Origin of the sequence: Bacillus sp. SA1-12 (assembly GCF_000981385.1) — a bacterium.
Classification (GTDB): domain Bacteria; phylum Bacillota; class Bacilli; order Bacillales; family Bacillaceae; genus Metabacillus.
The window spans coordinates 24,051-40,888 of record NZ_LATZ01000023.1 but is presented as its reverse complement, the minus strand read 5'-3'; the positions used below and the strand labels follow the sequence as shown (position 1 = coordinate 40,888).

General features: G+C 37.4%; 16 protein-coding genes. All 16 read left to right on the top strand.

Going from position 1 to position 16,838, the window contains the following annotated elements; translation table 11 throughout:
- The first annotated feature begins 268 nt into the window (after positions 1–268).
- The 16 genes from veg (at position 269) to WQ54_RS13835 (ending at position 16,811) form a co-directional block, all read left to right on the top strand.
- Positions 269–538 (top strand): biofilm formation stimulator Veg, encoded by a 270-nt coding sequence (gene veg, locus WQ54_RS13915; RefSeq protein WP_046517522.1) that lies wholly within the window; start codon positions 269–271, stop codon positions 536–538.
- Between the two features lie 146 nt (positions 539–684).
- Positions 685–873 carry a small, acid-soluble spore protein, alpha/beta type gene (locus WQ54_RS13910; RefSeq protein WP_046517521.1) on the top strand — a complete coding sequence of 63 codons (189 nt, stop codon included), beginning with the start codon at positions 685–687 and terminating at the stop codon, positions 871–873.
- Positions 874–1,338: 465 nt separating this feature from the next.
- Complete coding sequence (gene ispE / locus WQ54_RS13905) at positions 1,339–2,208, top strand: 4-(cytidine 5'-diphospho)-2-C-methyl-D-erythritol kinase (RefSeq protein WP_046517520.1); 870 nt, start codon at positions 1,339–1,341, stop codon at positions 2,206–2,208.
- Between the two features lie 59 nt (positions 2,209–2,267).
- Positions 2,268–3,113, top strand: a complete 846-nt coding sequence (purR, locus tag WQ54_RS13900) for a pur operon repressor (RefSeq protein WP_046517519.1) — start codon at positions 2,268–2,270, stop codon at positions 3,111–3,113.
- A 1-nt stretch (position 3,114) separates the two neighbouring features.
- Positions 3,115–3,489 carry a RidA family protein gene (locus tag WQ54_RS13895; protein WP_046517518.1) on the top strand — a complete coding sequence of 125 codons (375 nt, stop codon included), beginning with the start codon at positions 3,115–3,117 and terminating at the stop codon, positions 3,487–3,489.
- Positions 3,490–3,750: 261 nt separating this feature from the next.
- Positions 3,751–4,041 (top strand): septation regulator SpoVG, encoded by a 291-nt coding sequence (gene spoVG / locus WQ54_RS13890; RefSeq protein WP_046517517.1) that lies wholly within the window; start codon positions 3,751–3,753, stop codon positions 4,039–4,041.
- Between the two features lie 241 nt (positions 4,042–4,282).
- Positions 4,283–5,659, top strand: coding sequence for a bifunctional UDP-N-acetylglucosamine diphosphorylase/glucosamine-1-phosphate N-acetyltransferase GlmU (gene glmU, locus WQ54_RS13885; RefSeq protein WP_046517516.1), 1,377 nt, complete (start codon positions 4,283–4,285; stop codon positions 5,657–5,659).
- A 19-nt stretch (positions 5,660–5,678) separates the two neighbouring features.
- Entirely contained in the window at positions 5,679–6,632 is a 954-nt protein-coding gene (locus WQ54_RS13880) for a ribose-phosphate diphosphokinase (RefSeq protein ID WP_046517515.1), read from the top strand.
- 426 nt (positions 6,633–7,058) lie between these two features.
- A complete protein-coding gene (locus tag WQ54_RS13870; protein ID WP_046517513.1) occupies positions 7,059–7,685 on the top strand; it encodes a 50S ribosomal protein L25/general stress protein Ctc in 627 nt (208 codons plus the stop codon).
- Positions 7,686–7,918: 233 nt separating this feature from the next.
- Complete coding sequence (gene pth, locus WQ54_RS13865; protein WP_046517512.1) at positions 7,919–8,476, top strand: aminoacyl-tRNA hydrolase; 558 nt, start codon at positions 7,919–7,921, stop codon at positions 8,474–8,476.
- A gap of 98 nt (positions 8,477–8,574) precedes the next feature.
- Positions 8,575–8,805, top strand: coding sequence for an anti-sigma-F factor Fin family protein (locus tag WQ54_RS13860; RefSeq protein WP_046517511.1), 231 nt, complete (start codon positions 8,575–8,577; stop codon positions 8,803–8,805).
- A 135-nt stretch (positions 8,806–8,940) separates the two neighbouring features.
- Positions 8,941–12,474 (top strand): transcription-repair coupling factor, encoded by a 3,534-nt coding sequence (mfd, locus tag WQ54_RS13855; RefSeq protein ID WP_046517510.1) that lies wholly within the window; start codon positions 8,941–8,943, stop codon positions 12,472–12,474.
- A 270-nt stretch (positions 12,475–12,744) separates the two neighbouring features.
- Positions 12,745–13,281, top strand: a complete 537-nt coding sequence (gene spoVT, locus WQ54_RS13850; RefSeq protein WP_046517509.1) for a stage V sporulation protein T — start codon at positions 12,745–12,747, stop codon at positions 13,279–13,281.
- 202 nt (positions 13,282–13,483) lie between these two features.
- Positions 13,484–15,061 (top strand): polysaccharide biosynthesis protein, encoded by a 1,578-nt coding sequence (locus WQ54_RS13845; protein WP_046517508.1) that lies wholly within the window; start codon positions 13,484–13,486, stop codon positions 15,059–15,061.
- 14 nt (positions 15,062–15,075) lie between these two features.
- Positions 15,076–16,545: a nucleoside triphosphate pyrophosphohydrolase gene (gene mazG / locus WQ54_RS13840; protein ID WP_046517507.1), complete on the top strand. Its 1,470-nt coding sequence runs from the start codon at positions 15,076–15,078 to the stop codon at positions 16,543–16,545.
- Between the two features lie 2 nt (positions 16,546–16,547).
- Positions 16,548–16,811, top strand: a complete 264-nt coding sequence (locus WQ54_RS13835) for an RNA-binding S4 domain-containing protein (protein ID WP_046517506.1) — start codon at positions 16,548–16,550, stop codon at positions 16,809–16,811.
- Positions 16,812–16,838 lie beyond the last annotated feature (27 nt).

The window sequence follows — 16,838 nt, the reverse complement described above, 5'->3', positions numbered from 1 at the left end:
CCAATCTTTGTTTTTTCTTTTTAGAAACTCCAAATTACTGAACGAATTCCTATCTTTACGGCTTAAAAATGAACAATATAAATAAGAAATAAAAAAATATTCATTTTTACACATAAAATTGATATTCTCGGAACAAACTACCTGTGAGGAAACAAGAATTTTGTTGAAAATAATTTATTGACAGTTGGGAAAAGTTATTGATATAATTTTAATTTTGTTTGACTTACATAGGCAAAAGCTGTATAATTACATTAGTGAGGTGGATGCAATGGGAAAAACTCTAACGGATATTAAAAAGTCCTTGGATGGTAATCTTGGCAGACGACTAACTTTGAGAGCAAACGGTGGTCGTAGAAAAACGATAGAACGCTGTGGTGTACTTGCAGAAACCTATCCATCTGTCTTTGTTATTGAGCTTGATCAAGATGAAAATTCGTTTGAACGTGTATCTTACAGCTATGCTGATGTATTGACCGAAACAGTGCAATTAACATTTTTTGAAGATACAACTGGTTCATTTGCAGTTAGTGGACAGTAGACAGAAATTGTTTACTGTTTTTTCTTTTGTCTTTTTTAGGAGCGATTCCCTACATAAATCAATTAATAATTGTAAATAATAAAAAATGCCACAGTTCAATTCTCTTCTTTTATCCATATTTATCCTTTGAAAGGATGTGTCGTGTTATGGGCAGACGTCGTGGAATTATGTCTGAAAGCTTTAAATACGAAATAGCAAAGGACTTAGGGTTTTACGATACAGTGAAAGAAGAAGGATGGGGAGCAATTCGTTCACGTGACGCAGGGAATATGGTTAAGCGTGCAATTGAAATAGCTGAGTCACAGCTGGCTCAACATCATTGTGGTCAAAAGTAATGAAGTATTAGGGTTGACTGGAAAGCTTTATCACCTCGTGTTTTGAGGACGGAGCTTCTACAGTCAGCCCTTTGTCTATAGATAAAACTTTTATATTTTGTTTCGAAGGACTGGTTGCAGCGCCTAGTTCCTCGAGGTCAAGCTACTCAAGAGTTAAGGTAAAGAGCACCTGTATTCTTGAGCATCTTATGCTTGTCGGGCCAGAGCAAGGCTCCTCCGCATTAGTAAGGATAACTAAGAATAAGCTTATGAATTTAGTTTTTGTGTCTAGCTGCAGCGCCTAGCTCCTCGAGTCATAAGCTACTCAAGAATTGAAGGTAAAGAGCACCTTCTATTCTTGAGCATCTTATGCTTCGGAGCTGAACAAGGCGCTTACGCTTTTCTTTATGTCGAAAAAAGAAATACTATGCCTGCTTTTGTGGTACAATGTTGATACAATTTCAGATCGTTAAAGTAGGTGAATACATGCGTGTGTTAGAAAAAGCACCAGCGAAGATAAATTTATCATTGGACGTCCTTTTTAAACGTAAGGATGGTTTTCATGAAGTGAAAATGATTATGACGACAATCGATTTAGCTGATCGGGTAGAGCTCGTTTCTTTGCCATATGATGAAATTCGAATTATTTCTCATAATCGGTTTGTTCCAGATGATCACCGTAATTTGGCTTATCAAGCAGCTAAATTGTTAAAGGAACGTTATGGAATCCGCAAAGGTGTGTCAATATCGATTACAAAAACGATTCCGGTAGCAGCAGGATTAGCGGGGGGCAGCAGTGACGCAGCGGCAACTTTACGAGGATTAAATCGCTTATGGAACTTAGGTTTATCCATAGATGAGTTAGCAAGACTGGGAGCAGAAATTGGTTCAGATGTATCGTTCTGTGTTTATGGCGGAACTGCATTAGCTACAGGCCGAGGGGAAATTATCCATCATATCGATCCGCCGCCACATTGCTGGGTTGTACTTGCGAAGCCGACAATTGGAGTTTCGACAGCTGATGTTTATAAAAATTTAAACATAGATTCGATAAAGCATCCTGATGTTGAAGGAATGATTGAGGCCATTAAAGCTGGTGACTATGACCAGATCTGCAGACTAATGGGAAATGTATTAGAAAGTGTAACGTTACATATGTATCCTGAAGTAGCAAATATTAAAGATCAAATGAAGCGTTTTGGTGCAGATGCTGTTCTTATGAGTGGCAGCGGTCCGACTGTTTTTGGTCTTGTGCAATATGAATCACGCTTGCCAAGGGTTTATAATGGACTTCGAGGGTTTTGTGACCAAGTGTTTGCAGTCCGTATGCTGGGAGAACGAAACAGCCTTGATTAAATACGGATATTAAGTTATATTTACTATAATAATATTCGGATTTTGGAGGTTACCATTTCATGAAATTTCGTCGTAGTGGTCGTCTTGTGGATATGACAAACTATTTGCTTCATCATCCACATTCGTTAGTGCCATTAACTTATTTTTCAGAGAAGTATCAATCAGCTAAATCATCCATAAGCGAAGACTTGACGATTATTAAAGAGACTTTTGAGCAACATGGAATCGGAACATTACTCACTGTACCTGGTGCGGCTGGCGGTGTAAAGTTTATCCCGCAGGTCGAGGAGAATGAGGCAAAACAATTTATAGACGAGCTTTGTGAATTAATGGCTAAACCAGAAAGGCTTCTTCCAGGAGGTTATCTATATTTAACTGATATCCTCGGCGACCCCTCGATTGTTAATCAGCTGGGGAGATTATTTGCAACCGTTTTTAGTAACCGGAAAATTGATGTCGTGATGACTGTTGCGACAAAAGGGATCCCGTTAGCTTATGCTGTTGCTGCCCAACTTGATGTACCGGTTGTAATCGTAAGAAAAGATAGTAAAGTAACTGAGGGTTCGACAGTAAGCATTAACTATGTTTCAGGATCATCTAAGCGTATTCAAACGATGCTGCTTGCTAAGCGGAGCTTAAAGGAAGGCTCTAATGTGTTAATTATTGATGACTTTATGAAGGCTGGAGGCACGATTAACGGGATGATCAGCCTGCTGGAAGAGTTCCAAGCTAAGGTTGCAGGAATCGGTGTTCTTGTGGAAACTGAGGGAGTAGAAGAAAGACTGGTCGATGAATACATTTCTCTCGTGAAACTTACCGATGTAGATACGCGTGAAAAACATATCCAAGTAAAACCTGGGACTTATTTTCAATTTATAAAAGAAAAGAAGAGTGGAGAGGATTAATATGAAAATTGTCAGCACTAATCAAGCACCTGCCGCAATCGGACCATATTCGCAAGGGATTATTGTTAATAATTTATTCTATAGCTCAGGACAGATTCCGTTAACTGCTGAAGGAGAAATGGTAACAGGGGATATTTCGGAACAAACGCATCAAGTATTTAAAAACTTAAAAGCTGTTCTTGATGAGGCAGGGTCATCTCTTGAATCAGTGGTAAAGGCAACAGTATTTCTTAAAGATATGAATTCATTTTCTGCATTTAATGAAGTATATGGTCAATATTTCTCAGAGCATAAGCCAGCTCGCTCTTGTGTAGAGGTAGCACGTTTGCCAAAAGATGCTTTAGTTGAAATAGAAGTAATTTCCTTAATTAAATAATTCCTTTTACGGGCTGTCTATCAGCCCTTTTTATATTTTATAAGCGGGCTAAAGCAGTACATTGATGTTTTTGGCATACGGTAATGAGCGAAAATCAACAGGCAAGTTTACTAGAGAAACATCTTATTCCCCCATTAATCACTTTCCGCCCTCCCACCTTATCTAAATTTTAAAAAAATTTTCAAAAAATGCAGGAATATATAAAAGAACGTTGAAATAATAACTTAAGTTTTTCATATGGGGGAAAAGGTGGTGAACAGGATGGAAGTTACAGACGTAAGATTACGCCGCGTAAATACCGAAGGACGTATGAGAGCAATTGCATCGATCACACTTGATCATGAATTTGTTGTTCATGATATCCGTGTTATTGATGGAAATAACGGTCTCTTCGTTGCGATGCCAAGTAAGCGAACTCCAGATGGAGAGTTCAGAGATATTGCACACCCTATTAATTCTAATACACGCGGAAAAATTCAAGACGCTGTATTAGCAGAGTATCACCGTTTAGGTGAGTTAGAAGTAGAATTTGAAGAAGCAGGTGCTTCTTAAAATATGAAAAAGGACTTTGCAGATAAATGCAAAGTCCTTTTTTTATTCACAAAGTCATTTATCATATTAAAGGGAACGTGCGAAAAAATATTATTATGATAAAATTAGAAATATCATGTACTTTTATTTGCTATCTTGAAATACGAGTTATTTTGAGATATATTTTTTTATGGATAAAAAGGTACTAGACATTTAATAGTTCAATAAAAAAAGGTTAAATATAAAAATGGAGGCCTAGTAAATGGAAAATCGCTACGCAGTTATTTTAGCTGCAGGACAAGGCACACGGATGAAATCTTCATTATATAAAGTTCTGCATCCTGTATGCGGAAAACCTATGGTACAACATGTTTTAGACCAAGTATCTAAATTAGATTTAGCAAAAATTGTTACTGTTGTTGGACATGGTGCTGAAAAAGTAAAATCGGAGCTTGGAGACGCAAGTGAATACGCGTTGCAAAGTGAACAGCTAGGAACTGCTCATGCTGTTATGCAGGCGGCATCTTACCTTAAGAATGAAGAGGGAACAACAATTGTCATCTGTGGTGATACACCTCTTATTACTTCAGACACAATGGCAGCATTATTATCTCATCATAACGAAACAAAAGCAAAGGCTACGATTCTAACTGCAAAGGCTGATGATCCAACAGGATATGGACGCATTGTTCGTAATGAAGAGGGAACGGTAGAAAAAATAGTTGAGCATAAAGATGCATCAGAAGCGGAAAGGGAAATTCCTGAAATTAATACTGGTACATATTGCTTTGATAATAAGGAATTATTTAAAGCATTATCTCATGTATCAAATGATAATGTGCAAGGGGAATACTATCTTCCAGATGTAATTGAAATCCTTAAAAAAGAAGGAAAAATCGTTTCAGCTTATCAAACTGCTTCTTTTGATGAAACGTTAGGAGTAAACGATCGTATTGCGTTATCACAAGCGGAAAAAATTATGAAGCAACGCATCAATAAGGAGCATATGAGAAACGGTGTAACCCTTATTGATCCAGATCATACCTATATTTCTGCTGATGCTGTTATTGGAAGTGATACCGTTATCTATCCGGGAACTATGATTCTTGGTGAAACAGTTATAGGAGAAAACTGCCTAATCGGGCCGAATACAGAAATTAAAAATTGCACGGTGCAAAATGAAACGACTATCCGTCAATCTGTTGCACATGATAGTCATATCGGCAATAGTGTTAATATTGGGCCTTTCGCTCATATTCGCCCTTCTTCTACAATCTCTGATGAAGTGAAAATCGGCAATTTTGTTGAAATTAAAAAGTCGACAATGGGTAAAGGCAGTAAAGCATCACACTTAAGCTATATTGGCGATGCAGAGGTTGGTTCAGATGTTAACCTTGGCTGCGGATCTATTACGGTAAACTATGACGGAAAAAATAAGTTTTTAACAAAGATTGAAGATGGAGCATTTATTGGATGTAATTCAAATTTAATAGCACCAGTAACAATTGGCAAAGGTGCATATGTTGCAGCGGGATCAACAGTAACTGATGATGTACCAGAGAAAGCATTAACAGTTGCACGTTCAAGACAAGTAAATAAAGAGAATTATGTCGATCGAATAAAAAATAAAAATTCCTAATGGAGGTTTTCACTTTACCATGTCTAATCGCTATGGAGATTCAAATTTAAAAATATTTACTCTCAACTCTAATCCAGCTTTAGCAAAAGAAATTGCTGATATTGTTGGTGTGGATTTAGGGAAGAGTTCTGTTACTCGCTTTAGTGATGGGGAAATCCAAATTAATATTGAAGAAAGTATTCGCGGTTGTGATGTTTATGTCATCCAATCAACAAGCGGCCCTGTTAATGAACATTTAATGGAGCTTTTGATCATGATTGATGCCTTGAAGCGTGCATCTGCCAAAACCATTAATATTGTTATTCCTTATTACGGATATGCAAGACAAGATCGAAAAGCAAGAGCCAGGGAGCCTATTACAGCTAAGCTTGTTGCGAATCTCATTGAAACAGCAGGTTCAACCCGTGTCATTACATTAGACCTGCATGCTCCACAAATTCAAGGCTTCTTTGATATCCCAATTGATCACCTTATGGGAGTGCCGATTTTAGGAGAATATTTCCTTGGAAAAAATCTAGATGATATTGTCATCGTTTCCCCAGATCATGGCGGTGTAACAAGAGCTCGTAAATTAGCAGATAAGCTAAAAGCTCCAATTGCGATTATTGACAAAAGACGTCCAAGACCGAATGTTGTGGAAGTTATGAATATTATTGGTAATATCGAAGGCAAAACAGCTATTTTAATTGATGATATTATTGACACAGCTGGAACGATTACGCTTGCAGCAAACGCACTTGTCGAAAATGGTGCTAAGGAAGTATTTGCATGCTGTACACATCCTGTATTATCTGGTCCAGCTATTGAACGGATTAACAATTCTAAAATTAAAGAATTAGTTGTGACAAATTCAATTGCATTACCGAAAGAGAAACGAATCGATAAATTAGTTGAGCTATCTGTTGCTCCATTAATTGGTGAAGCCATTATCCGCGTTCATGAAAAACAATCTGTAAGTTTACTTTTTGATTAAAAAATACAAGGTGTCTTTTATAAAGGGAGCTTATTTTTAGAAGGGGCAACCCGTTTAAGAATAAGCTTCTTTTTGTTTGCTAAAAAACATTTAAATTTTTTATATAGTTTCTAGCTTCAAGCTCCATCGGCGAAGCGCTGAACTTGCAAGTAAGTAACAAGAGATAAAGACGTCGCATATTTCTATTTGCCTTATGCTTATCGTTTTGAGCATTCTTATTTTCAGGGGAACATAAAATTATCTGCATTTGGAAAAGCACATGGACTTCCGTCTTATTTGGCCCAGTCTGTTCAAGGCGGGCATGTGTGCTTTTATTCCTAAGGCAAGGCATAACTAAATCGCTTCCGCTCAAAAAAGTATGTTTATACCTTCCGAGTTATGGGTAAACAATATATATGGATGATAATTCGTTAGGAAGGTGTATTTATGACAACATTACAAGCGATAAAGCGAACTGAATTCACAAACTCTGCGAAAAGGAAGATTCGTGAATCAGGTCAAATTCCCGCGATTATTTATGGGAAACAAATCGAAAGTAAGCCAGTTGCTTTAGATAGCATCGAACTGATTAAAACATTGAGGGAAGAAGGGAAGAATACCATTCTCCATCTTGATGTAGATGGTAGTTCCCATGCAGTTATGCTTTATGATGTTCAAACAGATCCATTAAGAAATGAAATTGTCCATGCGGATTTCCATGTAGTGGACATGCATGCAGATGTGCAAGTTGACGTTCCTGTACATTTAACAGGTGAAGCACAAGGAGTGAAGGATGGCGGTGTCTTACAGCAGTCTTTCCACGAACTGACTATTACTGCGAAGCCGGGAGATATTCCACAAACTATTGAAGTTGATATAACAAATCTTGGTGTAAACGATACAATCTTAATCAAGGACCTTCCAAAGAGCAATGATTATACTTTTGTTCAGGATGAAGAGACAGCGATTGCATCAATTCTTCCTCCTAAACAAGAAGAAGAAATAGATACCGGTGAAGAACAAGAGCCTGGAACTCCTGAAAATGAGGAAGGCCGAGAAGAAAGCCAAGAATAAGAAAGCTATAGATGACAAATTTGAACGATAGTGTCAGCCTTCTGTGTAAGCACTAAGAGATCTTCTCCTAGTAGCTTTAGGGAGGCTGGCACTTTCCTTTTTGGCTTAGACTTTTATGTTATTGTTACTATATGAGGAAGAATTGTAAATAAAATAACATGTAAAAGTATGACGATAAGTATATAATATAATCATATGCATATAAGTTGAGTTGTATTGGAGGGTTTCTAGAGATGAAACTCATAATTGGATTGGGTAATCCTGGGAAACAGTATGAACAAACAAGACATAATGTAGGTTTTATGGTTGTTGATAAGCTTTCGAAGGAATTATCGATCCCGCTTGACCGCCACAAGTTTAACGGATTATACGGAATGGGACATATTTCAGGGGAGAAAATCATATTATTAAAACCACTTACATATATGAATTTATCAGGGGAGTGCATTCGGCCTTTGATGGATTATTATGATATTGATAATGACGAGATCGTTGTTATTTACGATGACCTTGATCTTCCAGTTGGAAAAATTAGATTGAGGACAAAGGGAAGTGCCGGGGGTCATAACGGCATTAAATCGATGATTTTGCATTTAGCCACACAAGAGTTTAATCGGATCCGAATAGGGATTGACCGACCACAAAATGGTATGAAAATAACCGATTATGTATTAGGCCGGTTTACCGATGAGGAGACACAGGGGATCAATGAAGCGATTGATCGATCTTCAAATGCTTGTGAAAGATGGTTATCCACTTCTTTTACTCAAATTATGAATGAGTTTAATTAATCATTAAAAATGCCAGCCATCTGGCTAGCAAATCATGTATATCAAGCCTCTAAAAGGTACATACTATCAGTAAAATATACCTTTTTCAGGAGGCAATTATGGCTCTGCATTATCATTGTAGACACTGTGGTGTAAAGGTAGGAAGTATTGATAAAATGACTGTTTCTAGTGAACAGCTGGGCTTTGATCATTTAACTGATGAAGAACGTCAAGAGATGATAACCTATCAACAAAATGGTGATATACAAATAAAAACGATTTGCGAGGATTGTCACGATGCACTAAATCGATATCCAGAATTTCATCAATATGAGAGTTTTATTCAGTAAGAGCTTTGGGTTCAGCCCCAAAGCATTTTTCTGTTTAGCTTTTCACCATTGTTCAAAGCGGCAATCCAAATCTATTTAAAAAACAAACAAGCCAAAAAGATAAATCTATGAATTTACCTGAGAGGAGGGCTGAGCTTGTATAGTTTGCAGCAATACTTTAATCATACGGATGATTTTAAGACCATTGTTTCTGGGATTCAGGAAGGGTTGAATGAACAGCTTGTAGCTGGTTTATCTGGTTCAGCTAGAACTGTTTTTACTGCAGCACTTTATAATGAATTAAAGAAATCCATTTTAATTGTTACTCATAATCTTTATCAAGCTCAAAAGTTATATGAAGATCTCGTTCATCTTTTAAACGATGATATGGTTTATCTTTACCCTGTTAATGATTTAATTGCTTCTGAGATTGCAATAGCCAGTCCAGAGCTAAAAGCACAAAGAATTGAGGTTCTAAATAGGCTTGCGGAAGGAAAACAATCCATCATTGTTGCTCCTGTTGCAGGTGTAAGGCGTTTGCTTCCACCTAAAGATATTTGGGAAGAATATCAGTTAAAGATGACTTTAGGACAAGATATTGATCTTGATGAGGTCATTCAGACGTTTATTTCCTTGGGGTATGAACGTGCAGATATGGTTAGCACACCAGGAGAATTCAGTGTACGAGGCGGAATTATAGATATCTATCCGTTGACAGAGGAGAATGCCGTTCGTATTGAACTATTTGATACTGAGATTGATTCGATTCGTTCGTTTAATATAGATGACCAACGTTCTCTCCATATGTTAAAGGAAATCTCAATCGGACCTGCAATTGAAATGATCGTGGATGAGCAGTCTAAGAATAGAGGCATCCAAGCAGTTGAAGCAGGCTTAGCAAAAACTCTTAAAAAGATGAAGAATGAAAAGCAAAAAGAATTGCTGCTTGAGAACATTCAGTATGATTTAGAACGTTTAAGAAATGATCAATTTAGTCAGGATATCTTTAAATATTCATCCCTCTTCTATGAGAGGGCTGCTAGTTTAGTAGATTATTTCCCTGCAGATTCTATTGTTATTCTTGATGAAATAAGCAGAATTCACGAGACCTATGATCAATTGGATAGGGAAGAAGCTGAGTGGTTTACAAGCTTGCTTGAAGACGGGAAGATCTTTCAGGATGTGAAACTATCTCACTCCTATGTAGATGTAATGACAAAAAAGAAACATCCACTTGTCTATCTTTCATTATTTTTAAGACATGTACCACATACAAGCCCGCAAAATATCTTGAATTTATCATGTAAGCAAATGCAAAACTTCCACGGGCAAATGAATGTATTAAAAAATGAGCTTGAACGCTGGCAGAAATCGAATTATGCTGTTGTCTTTTTAGGTGTTAATGAAGAACGGACAAAAAAATTAGAGCAGGTTTTAGAAGATTATGATATAAATGCCCAGATCCTTAGAGAGATGGAATCCTTTAAAAGCGGGAAAATCTATATCATGCAAGGGGATCTTCAAACAGGCTTTGAACTTCCAATGCAAAAGCTTGCTGTCATAACAGAAGAAGAGCTTTTTAAAAAACGTGTGAAAAAGCAGGTCAGAAGACAAAAGCTTTCAAATGCTGAGAGAATAAAAAGCTACTCTGAGTTAGAAATTGGTGACTATGTTGTTCACGTGAACCATGGTATTGGTAAATATCTTGGAATTGAAACACTTGAAATTAATGGAATTCATAAAGACTATTTAAACATTAAATATCAAGGCAGTGACCAGTTATATGTACCGGTTGAACAAATTGACCAGGTGCAAAAATATGTAGGTTCTGAAGGCAAAGAACCTAAGATTTATAAGCTTGGCGGCAGCGATTGGCGCAGGGTTAAAAAGAAAGTTGAGTCCTCTGTCCAAGATATTGCCGATGATTTAATTAAACTCTATGCAGAGCGTGAAGCCAGTGAAGGGTTTGCCTTTTCCCCTGATGGAGAAATGCAGAAGGAATTTGAACTGGCTTTTCCATATCAAGAAACAGAGGATCAATTGCGATCCATTCAAGAAATTAAAAAAGATATGGAGCGTATTCGTCCAATGGATCGACTTCTTTGCGGAGATGTTGGTTATGGGAAAACAGAGGTTGCTATAAGAGCAGCGTTTAAGGCTATTGCTGATGGAAAGCAGATCGCACTATTAGTTCCGACAACGATTTTGGCTCAGCAGCACTATGAAACGGTTAGAGAGAGATTTCAGGATTATCCGATAAACGTTGGGCTTCTCAGTCGATTTAGAACGCGGAAGGAAATTACTGAAACGAAAAAGGGCTTAAAAAACGGAACCGTGGACATGGTGATTGGAACACATCGCTTATTATCAAAGGATGTGCAATATAAGGACTTAGGCCTGCTTATTATCGATGAAGAACAGCGTTTTGGTGTGACACATAAAGAAAAGATTAAACAGTTGAAAACAAATGTCGATGTCCTTACATTGACTGCGACACCGATCCCAAGGACTTTGCATATGTCCATGTTGGGGGTCCGTGATTTATCCGTTATTGAGACACCGCCTGAGAACCGCTTTCCTGTGCAAACCTATGTTGTCGAGTACAATGGTGCCCTTGTAAGAGAGGCAATTGAACGGGAAATGGCACGTGGCGGTCAAGTGTTCTTTTTATATAACCGAGTCGAGGATATCGAAAGGAAAGCAGAGGAAATTTCTATGCTTGTACCTGATGCCAGGGTTACATATGCACATGGAAAGATGACTGAAAATGAACTTGAGTCTGTTATGCTTAATTTCCTTGGAGGGGAATACGATGTTCTAGTAAGCACGACGATTATTGAGACTGGTGTAGATATACCAAATGTTAATACACTTATTGTTAATGACGCAGATAAGATGGGATTATCTCAGCTTTATCAGCTGAGAGGCAGGGTAGGCCGTTCAAATCGGGTGGCATACGCTTATTTTACTCATAGGAAAGACAAAGTTTTAACAGAAGTAGCCGAAAAAAGGCTTCAAGCGATTAAGGAATTTACCGAACTTGGCTCTGGATTTAAAATTGCGATGCGTGACCTTTCAATAAGAGGAGCGGGAAATTTACTGGGAGCCCAGCAGCATGGCTTTATTGATTCAGTTGGTTTTGACCTTTATTCCCAAATGTTAAAAGAAGCTATTGAAGAACGGCAAACAGATAAACCGAAGGAAAAAACAATTGATGTTGAAATTGATCTCCAAGTGGATGCTTATATACCACAGGGATATATCTCAGATGGACGTCAAAAAATCGATATGTATAAACGCTTTAGATCAATTGCTTCTCTGCAGGAATTAGAAGAGCTCCAGGAGGAAATGATTGACCGCTTTGGTGAATACCCTGTTGAAGTAGATTATTTATTCCAAATAGCTAAAATTAAGGTGTTTGCGATTCAAGAAAGTGTTGAACATATTAAGCAAGAAAAGGAAGTTATTACCTTACTCATTGAAGAGGAAGCAAGTAATAAGATTGATGGCCATCGACTTTTCGAATTAAGCAATAAGTATAATCGAATTGTTGGTTTAGGCATGGAAGGAAGCAGATTAAAGCTTACAGTTGCTACAAAAGGGCTTGATACGCAAAGATGGTTAGATATTATCACGGAGTTATTAAATGGGCTGGCGTCAGTGAAAAAAGAAGAAATTCCTTTAAATTAGGTTTAACATTGAAAAATTTAGGCGAGGCTTATTAGTTGTCAATTTACGAAAAATGTTAAAAAATCACTTTCATCATGTATATTACATCACTTGTGAAGGATACTAATTTCAACAAATGGTGATTGTTACATAAAGAGAAAGCTCCTGTCAAAAGTTCTTCATTAAAGTTTCAGGAGGTAAGAGTTGTTACATACATCTCACCTTTAAAGTAACAGGAATCCAAACAATCACTCTTTTTCCTATCATCCGATGAAAGTGAGGCAGCATAAGATGAAAGCAACTGGTATTGTTCGTCGTATTGATGATTTAGGTCGAGTAGTTATTCCAAAGGAAATTCGCAGAACACTTCGAATTCGTGAAGGAGATCCATTAGAAATCTTTGTGGATCGGGATGGTGAAGTGATTCTAAAGAAATATTCACCAATAAGCGAATTAAGTGACTTTTCTAAGGAATACGCAGATGCCCTATACGATAGTTTGGGCCATCCAGTTTTAATCTGTGATCGAGACACATTTATTGCCGTAGCCGGCGGTTCCAAAAAGGAATACTTAAATAAAAACATTAGCGACGTAGTTGAGCAAGCCATGGAAGAAAGAAGCTCCGTTTTACAAACTGAAGGTGGAGAAACGCAGCTTGTTGAGGGTCTTAGCGAGGATATAAAATCATATACAATTGGACCAATAGTCGCAAATGGTGATCCAATTGGAGCTGTCATTATTTTTTCTAAAGAACAGTCAATTGGTGAAGTTGAGCATAAGGCTGTAGAGACTGCTGCAGGATTTTTAGCGCGTCAAATGGAACAATAAGGGTGTAAAACGGAAAAAGGCAGCATACATGCTGCCTTTTTTTATTTACGAAGCGCTTCTCAGGAAGTTGCTGCTTCTCACCTTGCATGCAATAGGAAGAATTATTTCTTTAATCTATTGGTTTCATTCTTAGGCTAATACTTTTCAAGGCTCGTCAGCTTTACTATAATCAAGCTTAGAGGATTTTTGAGAGGAGTAAGGCATGAAAGTCCAGAAAAATACGGTGAATCTGGCCATACAAGGAGCACTTATCCTTACAATTGCTGGATTAGTAACAAAAATTTTAAGTGCAGCATACCGTGTTCCATTTCAAAATATAGTCGGGGATATCGGTTTTTATATTTATCAACAGGTATATCCATTTTATGGTATGAGTGTAATCCTTGCTACATCAGGATTTCCTGTGGTTATTTCGAAGGTAATGACGGATTGTGGGTATGGGAAATCGATGCAAATTCGTTCAAAGATTATGACGATTACTTTCTTTTATCTATCTATAGTCGGCATTATCCTATCTGTTTTTTTATACATATTTTCTGATGAAATAGCCCGTTTTATGGGAGACCTGCATCTTACAAAGCTTATTCAAATATCAGCCATCTCGTTTCTTGTTGTTCCCCTTGTCTCAAGTTTTAGAGGCTACTATCAATCAGAGCAAAATATGAATCCTACAGCTGTTTCGCAAGTTGTTGAACAAGGAATAAGAGTTTCTTTTATATTAGCAAGTTCCTATTTCATGGTCAGGGCTGGTTATAATTTATATGAAGTAGGTTTTGGTGCTTTAGCAGGCTCCATTATTGGGAGCCTGGCTGCGTTGATAATGCTAGCCATTACTTGGAGAAGAGAGCATCACGGAATGATCAGGTGGAATGTTTCTGCACCTATACAAACCAGGAAAGTACTCTTATCTCTAATGAAGTCTACCTGGACTATTGGGTTGAGCAGTCTGCTGCTTATTTTGATTCAGCTAATTGATGCTCTTAATTTATATTCTCTATTAGTTGATGGAGGAATGGGAAAGGTTTTAGCGAAGGAAACAAAGGGCATATATGATCGTGGGCAACCGCTGATTCAGCTGGGGACCGTTGTTGCGACATCTCTTGCTCTATCACTTGTTCCCGTTATTGCTAGTGCAAAGGTGCAAAACAACTTTGCATTTATACATGAAAAGCTGAATCTTTCTTTGAAGCTATGCATTGTTGTTGCAGCAGGTGCATCAGCGGGTTTAATTGCGATTATAAAACCGACGAATGTTATGCTTTTTACAAATACTTCAGGCTCAATGGTCTTAATGGTTTTAAGTGTTTCCATATTGTTTACCTCTTTATGCCTAACTATGTTTGCGATATTACAGGGATTAGGCTATACCTTTTTTCCAGCATTGTCGGTCATAGTTGGTGTAGGGATTAAATATGGGTTAAATATGTATCTGATTCCAATGTATGGGGTAATCGGAGCGGCAATCTCAACAGTCATTTCTTACGGAGTTGTCGTATTGATCACGATTTTATATATGATAATAAAAGGATATTCTTTTAAAGGGAATAAGAGTTTAGGTAAGATCAGTCTTGCGATTGTCATCATGGTTAGCTTGTTAATGATTTTCCTAAAAACTGCGGGCATGATTTATAACTTAGAGAATCGTCTGTTCGCTAGTATAGCATCGCTCAGCGGGGTATTAATCGGAGGTTGTATTTACGGGTGGTCAATTTTTAAATTAAAAGTATTTACAAATAATGAGCTTCAAAATATTCCGATTCTAAAAAAACTTGTAAAATGAAATGGGGACCTTAGATGGCTAAGAAAATCACAATTGTTGGGTTAGGTGCAGGAGATTTAAATCAATTGCCCTTTGGTGTTTACCAACTAATTACAAAATCCAAACACTTATTTTTACGTACAAAAGAGCATCCCATTATTGCCGAATTAAATAATGAATTCCACTATGAAGCGTTTGATTCTATTTATGAAGAGAATGATGATTTTGATGTCGTGTATACAAAAATTGCCGAAACCTTACTAGAACATGCAATAGATAAGGATATTGTGTATGCCGTTCCAGGGCATCCGCTTGTTGCAGAGAAAACCGTGCAGCTTCTATTAAGTGACGGAAGAGAAAAGGGTTATACAATTGTTGTACAAGGTGGACAAAGCTTTATAGATTCGACTTTTCAAGCATTAGAAATTGATCCGATTGAAGGTTTTCAGCTTGTAGATGCCTTAACATTAAAGAGCGAACAGCTTCAATTAAATGGACATGTTGTCATTACTCAAGTTTATGATCAAATGGTAGCATCAAATGTAAAGCTCACCTTAATGGAACAGCTTCCCGATGATTATCGAGTGACGATTGTAACGGCTGCTGGAAGCCATCAACAGCTTATTAAAGAGGTTCCGTTGTATGAACTAGATCGTGAAACAAGTGTCAATAACTTAACGAGTGTTTATGTTCCGCCTGTAAAAAATAACGAACTTCTATATCATCAATTTACTAGCTTCAGGCAAATTGTTGCCGAGCTGCGCGGACCAGATGGCTGCCCATGGGATAAAGAGCAAACACATCACTCTTTAAAAAAATATTTAATTGAAGAGTGCTATGAACTATTAGAGGCAATTGAAGAAGAAGATATTGATCATATGATTGAAGAACTAGGTGATGTTCTCCTGCAGGTTGTCCTTCATGCCCAAATCGGTGAAGACGATGGGATGTTCTCAATTGATGATGTCATTAAAGCAGTTGCAGAAAAAATGGTTCGCAGACACCCGCATGTTTTTGGAGAAACAGTTGTTCAAGACACGAATGAAGTGTTGGCAAACTGGGACGAGATTAAGCAAAAAGAAAAAGATTTTTCAAACAGAACATCCATTCTTGATTCGGTATCATCAGCGCTTCCTGCCCTTTCCAAAGCCTATCATTTACAGAAAAAGGCTGCTAAGATTGGATTTGACTGGCCAACAGTTGATGAAACCTGGGAAAAGGTAAAAGAGGAAATAAAAGAATTTGAAGACGAGCTAAAATCCAGAACAAATGAACAATACATCATGAAGGAGTTTGGCGATGTTTTATTTGCGTTAATCAATGTAGGAAGGCATTATCATATTGAACCTGAGGAAGCACTGGCTTCAACAAATAAAAAATTTTATGATCGTTTTCGCTACATAGAGAAGAAGGCAGAGGAACATAACATGAAGCTTCAGGACATGTCCTTAGAAGAAATGGATCAATTTTGGAATGAGGCCAAGAAAATAGATAAAGAGGGATGAAGATGAGATTAGACAAATTTTTAAAAGTATCAAGAATCATTAAACGAAGAACATTAGCAAAAGAAATTGCCGATCAAGGACGAATTTCAATTAATGGAACTCCTGGAAAGGCAAGCTCCAATGTGAAAATAGGGGATGAACTGCTCATCCGTTTTGGCCAGAAATTAATGACGGTTGAAATTACTGATTTGAAAGAAACAACAAGGAAAGAAGAGGCTGCAAATCTATACCGTATTGTTAAGGAAGAGAAGGTAGAGCAGGAATAGATTTTAGGGACTAGGGTAGCTTTTCTG

Excerpts from the sequence above, each read along its gene's own strand:
- WQ54_RS13870 (WP_046517513.1), top strand. The coding sequence starts at position 7,059 with ATGACAACATTACAAGCGATAAAGCGAACTGAATTCACAAACTCTGCG.
- WQ54_RS13910 (WP_046517521.1), top strand. The coding sequence starts at position 685 with ATGGGCAGACGTCGTGGAATTATGTCTGAAAGCTTTAAATACGAAATA.
- purR (WP_046517519.1), top strand. The coding sequence starts at position 2,268 with ATGAAATTTCGTCGTAGTGGTCGTCTTGTGGATATGACAAACTATTTG.
- spoVG (WP_046517517.1), top strand. The coding sequence starts at position 3,751 with ATGGAAGTTACAGACGTAAGATTACGCCGCGTAAATACCGAAGGACGT.
- WQ54_RS13835 (WP_046517506.1), top strand. The coding sequence starts at position 16,548 with ATGAGATTAGACAAATTTTTAAAAGTATCAAGAATCATTAAACGAAGA.
- glmU (WP_046517516.1), top strand. The coding sequence starts at position 4,283 with ATGGAAAATCGCTACGCAGTTATTTTAGCTGCAGGACAAGGCACACGG.
- WQ54_RS13895 (WP_046517518.1), top strand. The coding sequence starts at position 3,115 with ATGAAAATTGTCAGCACTAATCAAGCACCTGCCGCAATCGGACCATAT.
- veg (WP_046517522.1), top strand. The coding sequence starts at position 269 with ATGGGAAAAACTCTAACGGATATTAAAAAGTCCTTGGATGGTAATCTT.
- spoVT (WP_046517509.1), top strand. The coding sequence starts at position 12,745 with ATGAAAGCAACTGGTATTGTTCGTCGTATTGATGATTTAGGTCGAGTA.
- WQ54_RS13880 (WP_046517515.1), top strand. The coding sequence starts at position 5,679 with ATGTCTAATCGCTATGGAGATTCAAATTTAAAAATATTTACTCTCAAC.
- ispE (WP_046517520.1), top strand. The coding sequence starts at position 1,339 with ATGCGTGTGTTAGAAAAAGCACCAGCGAAGATAAATTTATCATTGGAC.
- pth (WP_046517512.1), top strand. The coding sequence starts at position 7,919 with ATGAAACTCATAATTGGATTGGGTAATCCTGGGAAACAGTATGAACAA.
- WQ54_RS13860 (WP_046517511.1), top strand. The coding sequence starts at position 8,575 with ATGGCTCTGCATTATCATTGTAGACACTGTGGTGTAAAGGTAGGAAGT.
- mazG (WP_046517507.1), top strand. The coding sequence starts at position 15,076 with ATGGCTAAGAAAATCACAATTGTTGGGTTAGGTGCAGGAGATTTAAAT.
- WQ54_RS13845 (WP_046517508.1), top strand. The coding sequence starts at position 13,484 with ATGAAAGTCCAGAAAAATACGGTGAATCTGGCCATACAAGGAGCACTT.